The sequence below is a fragment of the Marinobacter sp. genome, assembly GCF_041686475.1.
GTDB lineage: Bacteria > Pseudomonadota > Gammaproteobacteria > Pseudomonadales > Oleiphilaceae > Marinobacter.
The window spans coordinates 20,709-38,634 of sequence record NZ_JAWLDU010000014.1; the positions used below are offsets into that span (position 1 = coordinate 20,709).

Sequence of the window (17,926 nt, forward strand, 5' to 3'; positions counted from 1 at the left end):
CCGCGATAACCGCAACCGATCACTCGCCGAAGGGGTGGCGGAGAACGATGGTTTCAACCCTGTCAGGGCCGGTGGAAATGATATCGATGGGCGCTTCGATCTGCTCTTCCAGGAAGCGGATATAGGCCTTGGCGTTCTCCGGCAACTGATCCAGGCCGGTCAACCCGACGGTGCTCTCCTGCCAGCCAGGCAGATCCGCGTACACCGGCTCTATGTCCTTGTAGGTGTCACAACCGATTGGTGGACGGGTAATTTCACCATTCGGCGTCTTGTAACCAATGCACACCTTCACGGTGTCCATGCCGTCCAGAACGTCCAGCTTGGTGAGACAGATGCCCGACACACTGTTGATCTGGATGGCATGACGCAATGCCACGGCATCAAACCAGCCACAACGGCGTGAACGGCCGGTGGTGGTGCCGACCTCGTTGCCCTTTACGGCCAGGTGCTGGCCCATGTCGTCAAACAGCTCGGTCGGGAAAGGCCCGGATCCGACCCGGGTGGTGTAAGCCTTGGTAATGCCCAGAACATAATCCAGGAACAGCGGCCCGAAGCCCGAACCGGTGGCGGTACCACCGGCCGTGGTGTTTGAGGACGTAACGTAGGGATAGGTTCCGAGATCGATATCCAGCAGTGAACCCTGGGCACCCTCGAAAAGGATGGGCTCCCCACGCTTGCGCAGGTCATGGAGAATGTCCGTCACGTCCGCGGACATCGGCCAGATTTCCTCGCCCATGGTCATCAGTTCGGCAAACGCCTGGTCGATGTCTTCCGGCTCTTCCCGGAAATACTCGGTCAGCACGAAATTGTGGTACGACATGATTTCCCGAAGCTTTTCCTTGAAGCTGTCCGGATTACACAGATCGCCAACGCGAAGCCCGCGACGGGAAACCTTGTCTTCATAGGCGGGACCGATGCCACGGCCAGTGGTACCAATCTTGTCCACACCCCGGGCCCGCTCACGAGCCTGGTCAATGCGGACGTGGGTCTTGAGGATGATAGGGCACGCCAGGCTGATCCTGAGGCGGTCGCGCACCGCAACACCATTGCCCTCAAGCTCCCGGACTTCCTTCAATAGCGCTTCCGGAGACAGAACCACGCCGTTGCCTATCAGACACAGTACATCCTTGCGCAGGATACCGGAGGGAATCAGGTGGAGGGCCGTTTTCTTGCCTTCAATGACCAGGGTGTGACCGGCGTTATGGCCACCCTGAAAACGCACCACGGCGGCGACCTTGTCCGTCAGCAGATCAACAATCTTGCCCTTACCTTCGTCACCCCATTGGGTGCCCAGCACTACAACGTTTTTACCCATGTCTCTCTCTCAGTGCGGCTCCGCCGGTCGACAGAGTACCCGCAGATTTACCTGTAAATAAGTGGCCCGATCCCAGTCTGTTATCAGCCCAGCTGCTCTATGACCCATTGGCCGTCACGTTTTACCAGAATCCGGTCGCAGTTGCGGGACCGCGGATCAACGCCCTCGTCCTCGGGCAGAGCCCTGATGACGGTCTCTGTCATCCGTAGTCCGGATATAACGCCGTCAAGGGCGGGATCCTGTTCGGCAGGCGCCCAGACTGCCTTTCCTGCTGGCCGGGTACGCTGGCCAAGGGACACCAGCGCGCGGATATCCAGGCTGAACCCGGTGGCCGGTCGTGCCCGACCAAAATCGCTGCCGATGGCATCGTAGCGACCACCCTTGGCAACCGCATCCCCGTGACCCGGAACATAGGCGGCAAAGACCAGGCCGGTGTGGTAGTTGTATCCGCGAAGTTCACAAAAGTCGAAACCGAAGCTTACTTCCGGATAGTTTTCCGCCAGCATCTCCGCTACCCGCTCCAATTGCTCCAGAGCTTCCAAAAGCGGCTGGGGCACTCCTTCCAGAATGCGCCGCGCCTCGGCCAGCGCTTCGCGCCCGCCACTGACACGGGCCAACTCTCTAAGCATATTTCCGGCGGAGCCGGGAGCGCAATCTCCCAGCAGTTCGTCCAGCTCGGGTACGGATTTCCGCGCCATGGCATCGAAGATGGCCGCTCCGGTATTGCGGTCGAATCCGGCCTCACCCACCAACGTCTCGTAGATCGACACATGGGCGAGATCGAGGTGGATCCGCGGCAGGCCAGACACCCGAAGGGCTTCCAGCATCAGGCTGATCACTTCCATATCGGCCGATTCGGAAGCACTGCCAAACAGCTCACAGCCGGCCTGGATCGGCGTGCGACCAGTCAGCATATGACGCGGCCGGGTATGCAGCACATGGCCGGCGTAACAGAGCCGGGTAATGCCTTCCTGCCCAAGGGTATGCGCATCGATTCGGGCAGCCTGGGGAGTCATGTCTGCCCGCAGCCCCATCATCCGGCCAGTGAGCTGGTCAGTCAGCTTGAAGGTCTGGAGTTCCAGATCATGCCCGGTGCCGGTAAACAACGACTCCAGGTATTCGATCAACGGCGGAATAACCAGCTGGTAACCCCAGTGCTGGCAGGTATCCATTACATCCCGGCGCAGGGATTCAATCTGCCCCGCCAGTGGCGGCAAGATATCTTCCACGCCATCTGGCAGCAGCCAGCGATCAGATACTGTCATGAGATTAGGTTGTCCGTTCTGCCCCGGGGCGAAAACTTGAGCCGCGGGAGTGCACAGGATTTAGGGCGATGTTCGGTATCAGCTAAAAACCCGAACCAAAACCGGCAGAATTTTACACTGTTGGCAGGCACAAAAAAACCGGAATACCTCGGTATTCCGGTTTTGTCTGTCTGACGTCGATCGTTAACGGCCGCCCTGGGGATCCTTCAGGAATCTCAGGAAGTCGCTATCGGTGTCGATTATCATGATGTCATCTTCGTTAGCGAAGGTTTTCTGATAAGCCTCGAGACTGCGATAAAAGCTATAGAATTCGCCGTCCGAGCCGTAGGCATCAGCGTAGATATCTGCGGCCTCGGCATCACCCTCACCTCGCATCTCCTCGGCATTGGCAAATGCCTCTGCGAGGATAACCGTGCGTTGGCGATCCGCATCAGCACGGATCCCCTCGGCGAGCTCGTTACCGCGTGAGCGGAACTCCTGTGCCAGTTTCTCACGCTCTGTCGCCATCCGGCGGAAGACGTTCTCACTGACCTGACCTGGGAATTCAATGGCCTTGACACGGATATCCACCACATCAATACCAAATTCCTTTTTCGCGGTTTCATTTACCCGCTGCCGCAGTTCGGTCATCAGCTCGTCCCGCTGGCCAGACACGACCTCCACCATGGTACGAATACCAAACTCGTCCCGCAGCCCGTTGTCCACCCTCGATAGCAGCAACTGGGATGCACGGTATTCGTCACCACCTGTGGCGCGATAGAACTGGTCCACATCCTGAATTTTCCAGGCGATGTAAGAATCGACATCCAACGGTTTCTTTTCAATCGTCAGGTACTGACGCGACGGAAGATCAGTCGTCAGCAACCGAATATCGAACTCACGCACCTGGTCGATGACCGGCACCTTGAAGTGAAGTCCCGCCTCGATATCGGTTTCGATCAGCTCACCGAACCGCAGCAGCACGCCCCGGTGGGTTTCGGGGATTATGTACACGCTGGACAGCGTCACGAGCATTATGATCAGGGCGCCTGCAAGGCCCACAATACCTTTGGGTCCCATAATTATCTACTCCTCCGAACGCCTGAATCCTGCCTGCCACGCAGTTCCTGAATAACCTGATCTGACAGGTTCTTGATGTCTACATCGCTGCTGCCGGAGTTCCCGGAACTGTTCTGGCTGCCGGAGCTGCCACCCGAGCGATTGGTGAGCCGATCCAGCGGCAGATACATCATGTTGTCGCTGCTCTGGGTGTCCACCAGTACCTTGCTGGTCCGGGACAGCACACCTTCAAGCGCCTGTATGTACATACGCTCCCGCGTCACTTCCGGTGACCTGTCGTAGACATCGAGAACAGCCAGGAAGCGCGAAGTTTCGCCTCGGGCACGCTCAATCACCTCTTGTTTATAGGCTGAAGCTTCCTCGGTCAGGCGCTGGGCCCGGCCACGAGCTTCCGGGACCACCTTGTTACGGTAGGTCTCAGCCTCTTCCTTGACCTGCTGTTCGTCCTCACGAGCGCGCTGCACTTCACGGAAGGCATCCTGCACCGCATCCGGTGGCTGGGTACTTTCCACGTTAACCCTGACAATAGAGAGACCGGTTCCATATTCCTCAAGGAAGTTCTGCAAACGCTGCTCAACCCGAACAGCCAGTTCCGCACGCCCTTCTGTCAACACATCATCCAGAACGGAGCTGCCCACCTCGTGCCGAAGGGCACTGTCGGTCGCAAAAGCCAGTGCCTCGTTGGAATCACGAACGTTCAGCACATAGGCTCTGGCGTCGCCGACGCGGTACTGGACCTGGAGGTCAACTGAAACCAGGTTCTCGTCCTGGGTCAGCATCTGCCCACTGGACTCGGCATTCCTGACGTTAGTTACACGCACCAGACGCACGTTGTCGATGAGCGGCACCTTGAAGCGAAGACCCGGGTTCTCGGTACGGTTGTACTCACCAAATCTGAGGACAATGGCACGTTCCTGCTCATCTACGGTGTAGAAGGACTGGAATATGACATAGCCAACAAAAATGATCCCTGCCAAAGCAAGTATGGCCCCGATGCCACCGGCACTACCTCCTCCACCAGAGGAAGACCCACCGTTACCACCAGACTTCTTACCTTTGCCACCGAGCAGCTTGTTGAGTTTGTCGAGGCCCTTTTTCAGTGCCTCATCGAGGTCTGGTGGCCCCTGATCATTGCCGCCACGACCACCGCCGGTGCCCCAGGGATCATTGTCATTGCGGTTTCCACCCGGTTCATTCCAGGCCATAATATTCTCCGTTCCAAACTAGTCGAATGGCTGCAAATACTAGGGATTTCTAACCGCCCCGGCAATAGCACAGCCTGTCTATATACGTTGATCTTCGAACTTTACGTCTTTTTCCTGCACACCGGCGCGGCTCAGTAGCTGTGACCAGTCCCTGTACTGGAGGCGAACCTCCATCACCGAATCGCCATTTTCACGGTGATCCTCGCTGAGCACCGATCCTGCCTGGTGCAATAGCGCACGAAGCTTGCCGTCAGCCGGCCCAAGTACCACGAAATGGTGAATGACATCCTCCGCCAGCCGCTCGACAATGGTATCGAACAGCCCATCAAGGCCAGCTCCGGTAACGGCTGACACCCACACCCGCACGGGTATACCATCTTCGTTGCGCTCGATTCTGGGCTCGAAATTGTCCAACAGATCGATCTTGTTGAATACCTCAAGCACGGGAATCTCGTCCGCGCCTATTTCCGCCAGCACCTCTTCCACCTGCTCCATGTTCTCGTCGCGCCGGTTGTCATGGCAGTCAATGATATGGAGGAGGATAGAGGCTTCCGTGGTTTCTTCCAGCGTCGCGCGAAAGGCTTCAACCAGTTTATGGGGCAGATGACGGATAAACCCGACAGTATCGGCCATTACGACCGGACCAATGTCCGGAAGTTCCAGCCGCCGTAACGTTGGGTCCAGCGTAGCAAACAGCTGGTCAGCCGCATACACGGTAGAGGTGGTAATACGATTGAAGAGTGTGGACTTTCCGGCGTTGGTATATCCCACCAGCGAAACCGTGGGAATATCCGCGCGTTTACGGGCCCGGCGTCCCTGATTACGCTGCTTGCGAACCTTTTCCAGTCTGCGGTGGATCGACTTGATCCGCTCCCTGAGCAGGCGTCGATCGGTTTCCAGCTGGGTTTCACCCGGGCCACGCAGGCCGATACCACCCTTCTGGCGCTCCAGGTGAGTCCAGCCCCGGACAAGCCGCGTGGACATGTGCTCCAACTGGGCGAGCTCAACCTGCAACTTACCCTCGTGGGTACGGGCACGCTGGGCAAAAATATCAAGGATTACCCCTGTGCGGTCAAGCACCCGGCACTGCAGCTCCCGCTCAACATTCCGTTCCTGGCTTGGGCTCAGGGCGTGATTGAACAGCACTATGTCAGCTTCATTGGCTGCAACCGCGTCGCGAATTTCTTCCAGTTTGCCCTCACCCACGAACAGTCGCGGGCTGGGCTGCTTCCTGGAGCCGGTAACAACACCCACCGGTTCAACCCCCGCCGACCATACCAGCTCGCGAAATTCGCCCAGGTCCTCGGACTCTTCATGGGAAGAAAACTCAATGTGAACGAGAATGGCCCGCTCACCAACATCGGGGCGCTCAAACAAGTAGACGAAACTCCGAATCAATCAGACAGCAATGGTTAACAAAAGCGAGAACAAAACAAACACCCGCGGCCCTCAGAGCCGGTTCGGGCCCATCGGGAGCGCGGGTTTTAATACCGGTACTACCGGGCAGATCAGTCCTCAGATTCTTCCCCGCCTGGGGCCTGTGGCGGGATGCGAACATTCCGCGCAGGTACCACAGTGGAAATAGCGTGCTTGTAGACCATCTGGCTGACAGTGTTTTTCAGCAAAATCACGAACTGGTCGAAAGACTCAATCTGGCCCTGAAGCTTGATGCCATTGACCAGAAAGATAGAAACCGGAATGCGTTCCTTGCGCAATGCATTGAGGTAAGGGTCTTGTAGAGAGTGCCCTTTTGACATGTGTTTTCTCCTGTTTATAAGTAAAGGCAGATCGTTATATTCAACGTTTAAATGTGGTGCGAAACTCAATAATTTTCAAGGCGGTATCTGACATAAGTTCGTCGCCAGTCTCCAGCCAGTCCAGACCGGACCACTTTCGCAACCAGGTCAGCTGTCGTTTGGCCAGCTGACGGGTTGCAGCAGCGCCTTTTTCCACCAGGGCGTTGTAGTCACAGTCGCCGGCAAGGTGGGCCCAGGCCTGTCGGTACCCGACACAGCGCATGGACGGCAGACCGGGATGCAGATCGCTTCTGGCCATAAGCGCCCTTACTTCATCAAGAAAGCCTGCGTTCAGCATTGCCTGAAAACGCAGATTTATTCGTTCATGAAGTATCCGCCTGTCAGCGGGAGCCATCGCAAGCTGCACTACAGTATACGGAAGAGACGGCGATTCGTCTGCCTGCCATTGGGTGAAATAGGTGTAATCCTTAACACCTTTCCCGCTTTGCTCGCCATCACCGGGCCTATCCTCCCAGATCGCCGAGATAGGGCGACCGGTTATGCGAATGACTTCAAGCGCCCGGATCAATCGCTGGCGGTTGTTCTGGTGAATCAACCGGGCAGCCACCGGATCCCTCTGCTGAAGCTCACGATGCAGGGAATCCCAGCCCATCGCCCGGGCTTCACGCTCCAGATCCTGCCGGATAACAGGGTCAGCGGACGGCAGATCAGACATGCCATGCAGCAGGGCCTTGAAGTACATCATGGTCCCACCCACCAACAGCGGTATCCGGCCTGCAGCGGTAATTTCCGCCATTTCATCCAGGGCGTCGCGGCGGAAATCCGCAGCGGAATAGGTATCCGCAGGGTCGCAGATATCGATCAGGCGATGGGGAGCCTGCGCAAGCTCCGCTGCCGAGGGCTTTGCCGTGCCGATATCCATGCCGCGGTAGATCATCGCGGAATCAACACTGACGATCTCGCAGGGCAGCCGGCGACAGAGTTCAATGGCCAGGGCGGTCTTGCCTGAGGCAGTAGGTCCCATCAGGAATATGGCAAGGGGTTTCCCGCCATCAGCCGTCATCGAGGTCATAAACGCTTTAACGCCCCCGCAGGAAGAGCTTGTCCAGCTCGGACAGGGTGACAACCGTCCAGGTGGGGCGGCCATGATTGCACTGGCCGCTTCGCTCTGTGGCCTCCATGTCCCGCAAAAGGGTATTCATTTCAGGAATGGTCAATTGCCGGTTGGCTCTCACAGAGCCATGACAGGCCATGGTACCTAGAAGTTCGTGTGTGACGGCTTCAACGCGGTCACTCTCACCATTTTCGATCAGATCCGACAACACGTCGCGCACCAGTTGCTCGGTATCCGCCCCCCGCAACAGCGCGGGCACCTGGCGCACGGCCAGGGTTTCGGGGCCTATCCGCTCAACGCCCAGCCCCAATTGCATAAGCTCTTCGCCATGGGTTTCGGCCAGGGCCGCCTCTTTCTGGCTGACCGCCAGGGATACCGGCACAAGGAGCGGCTGACTCTTCAGGTCCTGCGACTCGAGTGCACGCTTCATACGCTCATAGGTGATGCGTTCGTGCGCTGCGTGCATATCAACCACAATCATGCCCTGGCGACTCTGGGCAAGAATATAAATGCCGTGCAACTGGGCAATGGCATAGCCCAGTGGTGGCTCATCGCCACTGTCCTGTGGTGGCGTCGGCGATGCGACCGCCAGCCCACCGGTTTCCGCCCCCGCCGGCTGACCTCCAACACCGCCGCCCTGGTTCAGTGACTGATAGAAGGCCATCTGGTCACGGGCCTGCCATTCGTGCTGCTGCGGCCACTGACTGCCCGAAAAACCGGCGTATGGCTGACTGGCTGATCCCGGAGACGGACTGGAAGCTGGCTGTGGGTTTACGTCGGGCATGGCAACCCGGGAACCATAACCGCCCGGCATTCCACCGGATTCTCGCCCATGGGACTGCGCCACGGCGCCCCTCAGGTGATCGTCCGGCCGCACATCCGCCAACGCCTTGTGAAGGGTCCGGAAAATGAAATCATGAACCAGGCGGCCGTCGCGAAAACGTACCTCGTGCTTGGTGGGGTGAACGTTCACATCCACATTGGCAGGATCCACTTCCAGATACAGCACGAAGGCCGGGTGACGGTTGTTATAGAGCACATCCCGGTAGGCCTGGCGCACCGCATGGGCGACCAGCCGATCGCGGATAACGCGCCCATTGACGAAAAAATACTGGAGATCCGCCTGGCTGCGGGAGAAGGTTGGCAACGCCACCCAACCCCAGAGCTTCAACCCTGTTGCCTCGGCATCAATGACCACTGCGTTATCGATGAACTGCTGGCCACAGAGGGAGCCGATCCGGCGCTCGCGGTCCAGCGGGTTTTCCGCAGGACGCAGGCTCTGGACCACCCGCTGGTTATGCCGCAGCGTAAAACCGGTGTCGAAACGGCTGAGGGCCTGACGCCGGACGCATTCATCAACATGATTGAATTCGGTTTTTTCGGTACGAAGAAACTTGCGGCGGGCCGGGGTATTGAAGAACAGGTCCCGCACCTCCACCGTCGTTCCAACGGGATGGGCAGCCGGTGAGATGCTGGCGTCCATGTCACGCCCTTCCACCTCGACCCTGGAAGCCGCTTCCTGGCTCTCTGTGCGCGAGGTCAACGCCAGCCTTGAGACGGAGCTGATGCTCGCCAGGGCCTCACCACGAAAACCCAGGGAAGCAACAGCTTCAAGATCATCAAGATTCTCAATTTTACTGGTTGCGTGCCGGCTGAGTGCCAGCGGGAGGTCTGCCTCGTCTATACCGCTGCCGTCATCGCGAACCCGGATGAGCTTGACACCTCCCTGCTCGATCTCGATATCCACCCGGGAGGCACCGGCGTCAAGCGCGTTTTCTACCAGTTCCTTGACGACCGAAGCCGGACGCTCAACCACCTCGCCGGCAGCAATCTGGTTTGCCAGGCGGGGAGTCAGTAATCGAATGGAGGGCATGCTACCGGAGTACCTCGTTTCAGGATGCGGGAATACGAATGGTTTGCCCTACCATAACACGGTCATCATTGAGGTCGTTATACTGCATCAGTTCGCTGACGCTTGTCTGGTTCTCCCGAGCGACACCGGAGAGTGTGTCGCCCCTTCGAATACGGTACTGGCTGACACTTTCCCCGCTCTGCCTGCTCTGTTTCTGCCACGCCAGCAGCGTCCCTGGCGGCGGCGTTTTCTGGAAGTAGTCGTCAATACCCTCGAATACTGCCCTGGACAGCTTATTCCTGTACGCGGAACTGGACAGATTCTGCTCTTCTTTCGGGTTTGAAATAAAGCCAGCCTCAACCAGGATGGACGGAATGTCCGGCGACTTGAGCACCGCAAATGCCGCCTGTTCAACGCCCTTCTTGTGGAGTTTGGCAACATTGCCAAGCCTCCCGAGTATGGAATCCCCGACACCAAGGCTGGAATTGATACTGGCAGTCATCGACAGGTCCAGAAGAACACCCGCTAGCATCTCGTCGCGACCATCCAGCGATACACCACCGCCACCGCCGATCAGGTCCGACCGGTTTTCGCTTTTCGCCAGCCAACGGGCGGTTTCACTGGTAGCTCCCCGTTGCGAGAGCGCGAAGACAGAGGCACCACGTGGCTGTGGCGTACGGAACGCGTCCGCGTGAACAGAAACGAACAGATCAGCGTTATGCTTGCGGGCAAGCAGAGTGCGGCTGCGCAGGTCGATGTAATAATCGCCGTTACGGGTGAGCTTGGCGGTATACCCGGGCTTGGCATCTATCAGGTCCGCCATGGTTTTGGCCATTTTCAGCACCACGTCTTTCTCACGCGTACCACGGGGACCAATAGCGCCCGGGTCTTCACCTCCATGGCCGGCGTCCACGACAACAATGATGTCGCGCTTGCCATTACTGTTCTCGGACACCGTCGGCTTGGCAGGTTTCTGTGCTTTCAGTCCCCCCTCGTCGATAAGATCGACCACAAGCCTGTGACCATACTGCTGGTTGGGCTCGAGCTGGAAGCTCCGGGGCTTGATATCGCTTTTAAGGTCCAGAACCACCCGCAGATCGTTACCGTTACGCGGAGCACTGCGAATACGGCTTACCGGGCTGTCAGACAGATCCAGCTTTTCCAGATCCGCCTTGAGACTGACATTTTTCAGGTCGATCACCAGCCTTGACGGACCGGAGAGGGCAAATACCTTGTGATCAACCTTGTCACCAATATCCAGCACCAGACGAGTATGGTCCGGCGCCGGCCAGATACGGGCACTTTCCACGCTGACGCCCGCCATCGCCACCAACGGAACCATCAACGATGTCAGGCCCGCGGCAATAAACCATCTGGAGAACGTTTTTATAATCATCATCCTGAACACCTGCGCTGATCACACACGATTAATATCCCTGCCCCATGGGCCACTGTTTGCCCAGCCGCTGCAGCAAACTGCCGCCACGACTTGTTGGTGCTGAAACCCGGGCAATGCGCCCATCACCACTTTTATCCAGTCGAACCAGCAGGTCCGGTTCGGGAAGGATACCCTGCCCCCGCTCCGGCCACTCAATCAGGCACAGATTCCGGCCCTGGAAATAATCCCGGATCCCCATGTATTCAAGTTCCTCAGCATCACCCAACCGGTAAAGGTCAAAGTGATAGGTCGGGGGAGCCAGATGCTCATAAGGCTCAACGATCGTATAGGTCGGGCTTTTAACGGCACCCTCGTGGCCCAGGCCACGCATAATCCCACGGCTCAGAGTTGTTTTCCCCATACCCAGGTTGCCTTCGAGAAACACGACCAGACCGTGACCACTTCCACTGACCAACCCGGCGAGAATCTGGCCCAGTTTTTCCGTATCCAACTCATCTTTCAGATGCAATCTGAGCTCGTCTGCTGAAACACTCATTATTCTTCAGGCACCCCCTGTTCAGTCTGTCCGCCTGCAGATCCCCGCTCTGACCTCATCAGTACCCCAGGTATTGCATCGATGACATCCGTAGGCAACAGGCCCATGTAGCCTTGTGTCTCCGACGCATGGTTTGCTGCCGCCAGGTGAAGGGCGGCGGCTGCCGATGCCGACAGATGAGCATCTGCAAGCTGCGCGTAGAGACTGCCCAGGATTCCGGAGAGCACGTCTCCCATGCCGCCTGTTGCCATTCCGGGATTACTGCCGCTGATGATATCCGGTAGCGCGTTGCCAGAGGCAACAATGGTACCCGCGCCCTTTAACAGAACCACCCCACCGAACAGCTGGCGAATCTTTTCCGCAGCTCCGACCCTGTCGTTCTCGATATCAGCGACGCCACATTTCAGCAATCGCGCCGCTTCCCCAGGGTGTGGAGTCAGAATGTGGGCATCCACCGGCTGCGCGACCCGCGACGCCATCAGATTCAGCGCATCGGCATCCAGAACCCGCGGCTTGCCGCTGGCCACCACCTGCTGCAGCATCTGCTGCCCCCACGCGCCCCGGCCAATGCCGGGGCCGCAGACAATCACGTCCGCCGCCTTGATCAGCGGTGGCAGTTCGGAACCGTGAATCAGCCCCTGAACCATCACCGATGGGCAGCGAGCCAGGGCAGGCGCCACATACTCCGGCCTCGTGGCCAGGGTCACCATGCCGGCACCGGCCCTTGATGCCGCCTCCGCCGCCATCATGCCGGCACCACCAAAGCCGCGGTCCCCGGCAACAATCAACACGTGTCCGAAACGCCCCTTGTGGGCAACCCTCGGGCGCCGTGGTATGGCACAACGGATTCCGGCCCAGTCCACCCGGTGAGCCAGAGGGCGCTGGCCACTCTCGGCAGCCCAGTCGTCTGTATCCAGGGATTCAAACGCAATATCTCCGGCGCATTCCGGGCCCTGACCGGTGAACAGGCCTGCCTTGAGACCAATGAACGTCACGGTTGCGACTGCCCGGACCGCTTCTCCTGCCACGGTACCAGTGGTGGCATTGAGCCCCGACGGCAGATCAATAGCCAGCACTGGCGCATCAGCTTCGTTGCAACGGCGAATGGTGGTGGCAAACGGCTCCCGGGGGGCGCCTGTCACGCCTGTGCCCAGCATGGCGTCCACAATCAGGCCGGCACTGGCAAAGTGTTCGCTGATTTCACTATCGGTGACATCGGACAGTTCCCTGACATGGACCCCGTCCTCGACGGCTTTTTGCCATGCCTTGCGGGCGTCGCCGGTCAACTTTTCAGTGGGAGCCACGGCAATACAGTCCACACTCAGACCGTGACGAGCTGCATTGGCCGCTACCAGATAACCATCTCCTCCATTGTTGCCGGCGCCACACAAAACCAGAATCCGGCCGGGTTCAGGCCAGTACCGCACCAACCGGCGGAAGGCGCTGGCTGCCGCCGCCTGCATCAGTTCGAATCCATCAACCCCTTGCTGATCAATCACATAGCGATCGATCTCTCGCACCGCATCGGCGGAGAAGAGGTCTTCTGGTAAACTATGACCACCAGACAGGGGCATGAAAGCGCGCTCCCGTTACAGAATTCAGATTAAGAAAAACGGCCAGATACCTGTAAAGAGTAGCAAAACAGTGGAAAAGGTCATAACTTAATCAAATTAAACTTCGTTACTGGCATTCAATGACCGCTCCAACCGACCAACAACTCAGTGACCTGCCCCGCCAGATTCGCGCCTGGGCCCTTGATCTGGGCTTTAACGACGCCGGTATCACCCTGCCGGATACCGGCGTGCACGGGGAGCGCCTGAAGAACTGGCTGAGCGAAGGGCTTCACGGCGAAATGTCTTACATGGCAGACCATGGCGACAAACGCTACACCCCCACCTCGCTGGTGGAAGGAACGCGAAGGGTCATTTCCGTTCGGATGGACTATCTGCCCGCACCGGACAACCCGGGGCAGGTACTCACTAACCGGGAAAAAGCCTATATAACCCGGTACGCTGTGGGGCGCGACTACCACAAACTGATGCGCAAGCGCCTGGCAACCCTGGCGAAACGGATTGACGACGCCGTGTCAGGCTACAATTACCGCGCTTTCGTGGACAGTGCCCCGGTTCTGGAGCGGGCCCTGGCGCAACGCGCGGGGCTGGGCTGGATCGGCAAGAACAACATGCTGATTCATCCGAAAGCCGGGTCGTTCTTTTTCCTGGGGGAAATTTTCACCAGTGCACCCCTACCGCTGGATGAACCCTTTGAAAAAGACCATTGCGGCACCTGTGCGGCCTGCCTCGTCATCTGCCCCACGGACGCCTTCGAAGGTCCCCACAAGCTGGATGCCCGTAAATGCATCAGTTACCTGACCATCGAGCTGAAGGGCAGCATTCCGGAGGAGCTCCGCGAGAAGATGGGCAACCGGGTCTTCGGATGTGACGACTGCCAACTGGTCTGTCCCTGGAACAAGTTCAGCAAACCTACCGCGGAGAATGATTTCCAGCCGCGCCACGGCCTCGACAACAGCGAACTGGCCACCCTTTTCCTGTGGACCGAAGAGGAATTCCTCAAACGCACTGAAGGCTCCGCCATACGCCGGACCGGTTACCAGGGCTGGCTTCGCAACCTGGCGGTAGGCCTCGGCAACGCACCCTCAACCATTCCGGTGATCGAAGCCCTCAAAGCGCGGGCCGACCACCCATCTGAAATGGTGCGCGAGCACGTCCACTGGGCCCTGGGCCGACACGGCCTATAACTGGAAAAAATGCTCGCGGTAATGGCGCAATTCGCTGATGGAGTCCCGAATATCGTCCAGAGCCAGGTGGCTGCCCTTCTTCTTGACCCCGTCCAGCACATCCGGCCGCCAGCGCCGGGCCAGTTCCTTAACGGTGCTTACATCCAGATTGCGGTAGTGGAAAAAGGCTTCAAGCTCGGGCATATATTTCACCAGGAAACGCCGATCCTGGCCGATGCTGTTGCCGCAAAGGGGTGACTGTCCCGGCTCAAGGTACCGTTGCAGGAATTCCAGGGTTTTCTGCTCGGCATCAATCTCGCTGAATTTACTGTTCTTGACTCTCTGGGTCAGCCCACTTTCTCCGTGGGTACGGGTACACCACTCGTCCATGTCGCTGAGTAGCTTGTCGGACTGGTGAACGGCAATCACCGGCCCCTCTTCAATCGTGTTCAATTCGGAATCCGTAACGATGGTCGCTATCTCGATAATCCGCTCTTTCTCCGGGTCCAGCCCCGTCATTTCCAGGTCGATCCAGACAAGGTAGTTGGCTTCTGGCATTCATCAGTCTCCAGCGATTAACTCGTGATTCGAGCAACGGCCCGGCCGTTGCTGCACATAGCCTGCCTATTGTGGATGAATCACGTATGATGTTACAGCGATCACCATTCTCCATCAGGAATTAACCGACCCACGATATGGCTAAACGTCGACTGAACAAGCAGCAGCAATGGCGCATCAATAAAATCCAGCAGGAACGGGCGACAAGGGCGGCAAGGAAAGAAGCATCCATCGGTGAGAAACTGGATGCCGGAGACCTGGGGCAGGAGCAGCAGGGACTGGTAATTGCCCACTACGGCCAACAGCTGGATGTGGAAGTCCTGGAGGGAGAAGACACTGGCAAGATACTACGCTGCTTTGTCAGGGCCAACATCGACAGCCTGGTGACTGGAGACAAGGTAATCTGGCGGCCGGGCAGCGATGGCACCGGAGTGATCGTGGCCCGCTGCGACCGTCAAACCCTGCTGCAACGACCGGACAACTTCGGCGCACTCAAGCCCGTTGCGGCCAACATCGACTATATCATCCTGGTCATTGCCCCAGAGCCAGAGCCCCACGACAACCTAATCGACAGATACCTGGTGGCGGCGGAAAGCACGGATATTCCGGTAATCGTCCTGCTCAACAAGACCGACCTGATCACCGACCAGAACCGGGAGTCCATCGACAACCTGCTGGCACGTTATGAAAAGCTTGGCTACCGCACGGAGCGCACATCAGCGAAAACTCTGGCGGGCGAGCAGGCAGTGCGGGTGGAGGATCTGGTGAAAGACCAGACCAGCGTGTTCGTGGGCCAGTCCGGGGTTGGCAAGTCGTCCATTATCCAGACGCTGCTTCCTGACGAGTCGATCCGGGTAGGTGCGATTTCGGAAAGCACCGGCAAGGGCATTCATACCACCACCACCGCGAGACTGTTTCACCTCATTTGTGGCGGCGACCTGATCGACTCACCGGGTATCCGGGAATTCGGCCTGTGGCACATGACACCGCAGGAAATCGAGTATGGCTTCCGGGAAATCCGCGACCTTATCGGCCACTGCAAGTTCCGCAACTGCAGCCACATGGGCGACCCCGGCTGCGCCATTGCACAGGCCGCGGAAGACGGGCGCATCAGTGTGGAGCGCATGAAGAGTTTCAAGCGGATTCTGCAGGATATGGCAGAACAGCAATCCCGGGGGCTTAAAGCCGACTGAACGGGTTTACCAGTTCAACTCCCCGGGCTCGGGCTCTTCCTTCTCATCTGACCAGTTGCCTTCCTCGAGACGCTCCATGGCCTCCTGCTCCTGTTCTTCAGACGGCGCAGTGAGGTCGATCAGTGGCTCATTCGAATTGCTGGCATTACTCTGGACGTCATCGGCCGTTTTCTTGTTCATCACAATGATGGAAATTCGGCGGTTAACCGGCGCCTGTGGATCGTCCTGATTAAACAGCACCGAATCACTCAGACCCACTACCCGGCCAATCTGCTGCTGCCTTACACCTCCGGCCACCAATGCCCGGCGGGCGGTGTTCGCACGGTCGGCCGACAGCTCCCAGTTAGTGTACCCGGGGCGGCCGCTGAACGGGGTGGAATCGGTGTGGCCGGTGATGCTGAGCTTGTTGTTGACAGCACTCAGGGTTTTGGCCAACTCGAAGAGGATATCCTGGGAATAATACTTGAGCTCGGCGCGACCACTATCGAACATCGGGCGCTGGGAGCGGTCAACAATCTGGATCCGCAGACCCTCGCTGGTGATATCAATCAACAGCTGATCCTTGAACTCCTGAAGGGTTTCATTCTGTGCGATGCGGTCTTTCAGGTCCTGGAAGAGCTCTTCCATCTGTTGCTGCTCGAGGGTCTGGGACAGCTCTTCAACCACTCGATCTTCAATCCGGATATCGCTGCTCTCGATATCCTCACTGCTCTCGTTGATGACTGACGCGCTGCCCTCAAGGTCAATCGGGTTGGGAGAGCCACCTTCGGTAAACCCGACCGGGTCCTTGAAGTAACCCTCGACCGCCAGTTTCTGTTCCGGCGAGGCGGTGGCGGTGAGCCAGAGCACAAGAAAGAACGCCATCATCGCAGTGGCAAAATCGGCAAAGGCCACCTTCCAGGAGCCCCCATGGTGCCCTGCAGCAACGACCTTTTTTCGCTTTATGATAATTGGCTGTTCTTCCAAGAAACTGCTCCAGACGGCTCTTGTTCAGATTATTTCGAACGCACGTGGTCATTCAGTTCCTGGAACCCGGGCCGCTTGTCCGACGGCAACGATTTGCGACCGAATTCGATAGCCATTTGCGGTGCCTGGCCGGATACAGTCGCAACAATCGCCGACTTTACACAGTCATAGGCTTTGAGTTCATAGCGGGCTGAATGCTCCATGGCAATCGACAACGGGCCAACAAATCCGTAACCCATCCAGATACCCAGGAAGGTGCCCACGAGCGCAGCTGCTACACTGAGGCCAATTTTTTCCGGCCCCTCGGTAAGAAAGTTCATGGTAATGACAATACCGAGTACCGCTGCAACAATCCCCAGACCGGGCAATGCGTCCGCGATCTTGTTGACGGCGTGAGACGGTTCCTCGAGCTCGTGCTGGCGACTGTCGATTTCGTTTTCCATCATGCCTTCGAGCTCGTGAGTTGCCATATTGCCCGAGCTGATAATCCGCAGGTAGTCGGTCATGAAAGCCAGCAGGTATTTTGATTTCATGACGGCCGGGTAGCGGGTAAAAATCTGGCTCTCCTGCGGATTGTCGATGTCTTCTTCAATGGCCATAACACCCTGCTTACGGGACTTGTCGAAAATCTCGTAAAGCAAACTGAGCAGATCCATATAATAGGACTTGTTGTAGGGTGAGCCCGTCAACTGACTGACAATGCCCTTCCCCACCTCCTTAACCGTATGCATGGGATTGGCAATAATGAACGACCCGACAGCCGCACCACCGATGATCAGGATTTCTGTAGGCTGCCACAACACCATGAGTTTACCGCCATGGAGGACATACCCCCCCAGGACGCTTGCTGTTACAATAACTGCGCCGATTATAAGTAGCATGGAAAGAGAACATACCTTCTGTGGTTGTTATCGGGAAACCGCGACTGAAGCCAGGCTGCCATTCAACTTTGCAGAGATAATAGCAAGCGC

The 17,926-nt window shown here is 57.8% G+C and carries 16 protein-coding genes; 2 read left to right on the plus strand and 14 right to left on the minus strand.

Annotated elements, in window-relative coordinates; translation table 11 throughout:
• Nucleotides 1–19: 19 nt before the first annotated feature.
• The 11 genes from ACESMB_RS05185 to ACESMB_RS05235 form a co-directional block, all read right to left on the minus strand.
• A complete protein-coding gene (locus ACESMB_RS05185) occupies nt 20–1,315 on the minus strand; it encodes an adenylosuccinate synthase (RefSeq protein WP_372925147.1) in 1,296 nt (431 codons plus the stop codon).
• A gap of 83 nt (nt 1,316–1,398) precedes the next feature.
• Nucleotides 1,399–2,580 carry an ATP phosphoribosyltransferase regulatory subunit gene (locus ACESMB_RS05190; protein ID WP_372925148.1) on the minus strand — a complete coding sequence of 394 codons (1,182 nt, stop codon included), beginning with the start codon at nt 2,578–2,580 and terminating at the stop codon, nt 1,399–1,401.
• Between the two features lie 183 nt (nt 2,581–2,763).
• Nucleotides 2,764–3,639 (minus strand): protease modulator HflC, encoded by an 876-nt coding sequence (gene hflC / locus ACESMB_RS05195; protein WP_372925149.1) that lies wholly within the window; start codon nt 3,637–3,639, stop codon nt 2,764–2,766.
• A gap of 2 nt (nt 3,640–3,641) precedes the next feature.
• Nucleotides 3,642–4,844, minus strand: a complete 1,203-nt coding sequence (gene hflK / locus ACESMB_RS05200; RefSeq protein WP_372925150.1) for an FtsH protease activity modulator HflK — start codon at nt 4,842–4,844, stop codon at nt 3,642–3,644.
• A 78-nt stretch (nt 4,845–4,922) separates the two neighbouring features.
• Nucleotides 4,923–6,221, minus strand: a complete 1,299-nt coding sequence (gene hflX / locus ACESMB_RS05205) for a ribosome rescue GTPase HflX (protein WP_372925151.1) — start codon at nt 6,219–6,221, stop codon at nt 4,923–4,925.
• Nucleotides 6,222–6,352: 131 nt separating this feature from the next.
• Nucleotides 6,353–6,601: an RNA chaperone Hfq gene (gene hfq, locus ACESMB_RS05210; RefSeq protein ID WP_007154829.1), complete on the minus strand. Its 249-nt coding sequence runs from the start codon at nt 6,599–6,601 to the stop codon at nt 6,353–6,355.
• 40 nt (nt 6,602–6,641) lie between these two features.
• The gene (gene miaA / locus ACESMB_RS05215; protein ID WP_372925152.1) at nt 6,642–7,673 is read right to left on the minus strand and encodes a tRNA (adenosine(37)-N6)-dimethylallyltransferase MiaA; all 1,032 of its coding nucleotides are present in this window, start codon (nt 7,671–7,673) and stop codon (nt 6,642–6,644) included.
• 7 nt (nt 7,674–7,680) lie between these two features.
• On the minus strand, nt 7,681–9,588 hold the full coding sequence (mutL, locus tag ACESMB_RS05220; protein ID WP_372925153.1) for a DNA mismatch repair endonuclease MutL: 1,908 nt from the start codon (nt 9,586–9,588) through the stop codon (nt 7,681–7,683).
• Nucleotides 9,589–9,607: 19 nt separating this feature from the next.
• Nucleotides 9,608–10,909, minus strand: coding sequence for an N-acetylmuramoyl-L-alanine amidase (locus tag ACESMB_RS05225; protein ID WP_372925215.1), 1,302 nt, complete (start codon nt 10,907–10,909; stop codon nt 9,608–9,610).
• An 85-nt stretch (nt 10,910–10,994) separates the two neighbouring features.
• On the minus strand, nt 10,995–11,501 hold the full coding sequence (tsaE, locus tag ACESMB_RS05230; RefSeq protein ID WP_372971051.1) for a tRNA (adenosine(37)-N6)-threonylcarbamoyltransferase complex ATPase subunit type 1 TsaE: 507 nt from the start codon (nt 11,499–11,501) through the stop codon (nt 10,995–10,997).
• A complete protein-coding gene (locus ACESMB_RS05235) occupies nt 11,501–13,075 on the minus strand; it encodes an NAD(P)H-hydrate dehydratase (RefSeq protein WP_372925155.1) in 1,575 nt (524 codons plus the stop codon). The genes tsaE and ACESMB_RS05235 overlap by 1 nt, the downstream gene beginning before the upstream one ends.
• Nucleotides 13,076–13,194: 119 nt before the next feature.
• On the opposite strand from ACESMB_RS05235, the gene queG reads away from it, so the two are divergent.
• A complete protein-coding gene (gene queG, locus ACESMB_RS05240) occupies nt 13,195–14,259 on the plus strand; it encodes a tRNA epoxyqueuosine(34) reductase QueG (RefSeq protein WP_372971052.1) in 1,065 nt (354 codons plus the stop codon).
• Here the strand turns inward: queG and orn are convergent.
• Entirely contained in the window at nt 14,254–14,796 is a 543-nt protein-coding gene (orn, locus tag ACESMB_RS05245) for an oligoribonuclease (RefSeq protein WP_372925157.1), read from the minus strand. The two genes, queG and orn, sit on opposite strands and share 6 nt — an antisense overlap.
• A gap of 137 nt (nt 14,797–14,933) precedes the next feature.
• Here orn and rsgA point away from each other — a divergent pair, with 137 nt between their 5' ends.
• Entirely contained in the window at nt 14,934–15,989 is a 1,056-nt protein-coding gene (gene rsgA, locus ACESMB_RS05250; RefSeq protein ID WP_372925158.1) for a small ribosomal subunit biogenesis GTPase RsgA, read from the plus strand.
• A 6-nt stretch (nt 15,990–15,995) separates the two neighbouring features.
• On the opposite strand, the gene motB is transcribed toward rsgA, so the two are convergent.
• The gene (gene motB, locus ACESMB_RS05255; RefSeq protein ID WP_372971053.1) at nt 15,996–16,955 is read right to left on the minus strand and encodes a flagellar motor protein MotB; all 960 of its coding nucleotides are present in this window, start codon (nt 16,953–16,955) and stop codon (nt 15,996–15,998) included.
• Between the two features lie 29 nt (nt 16,956–16,984).
• Complete coding sequence (gene motA, locus ACESMB_RS05260) at nt 16,985–17,836, minus strand: flagellar motor stator protein MotA (RefSeq protein ID WP_372925160.1); 852 nt, start codon at nt 17,834–17,836, stop codon at nt 16,985–16,987.
• Between the last annotated feature and the right edge of the window lie 90 nt (nt 17,837–17,926).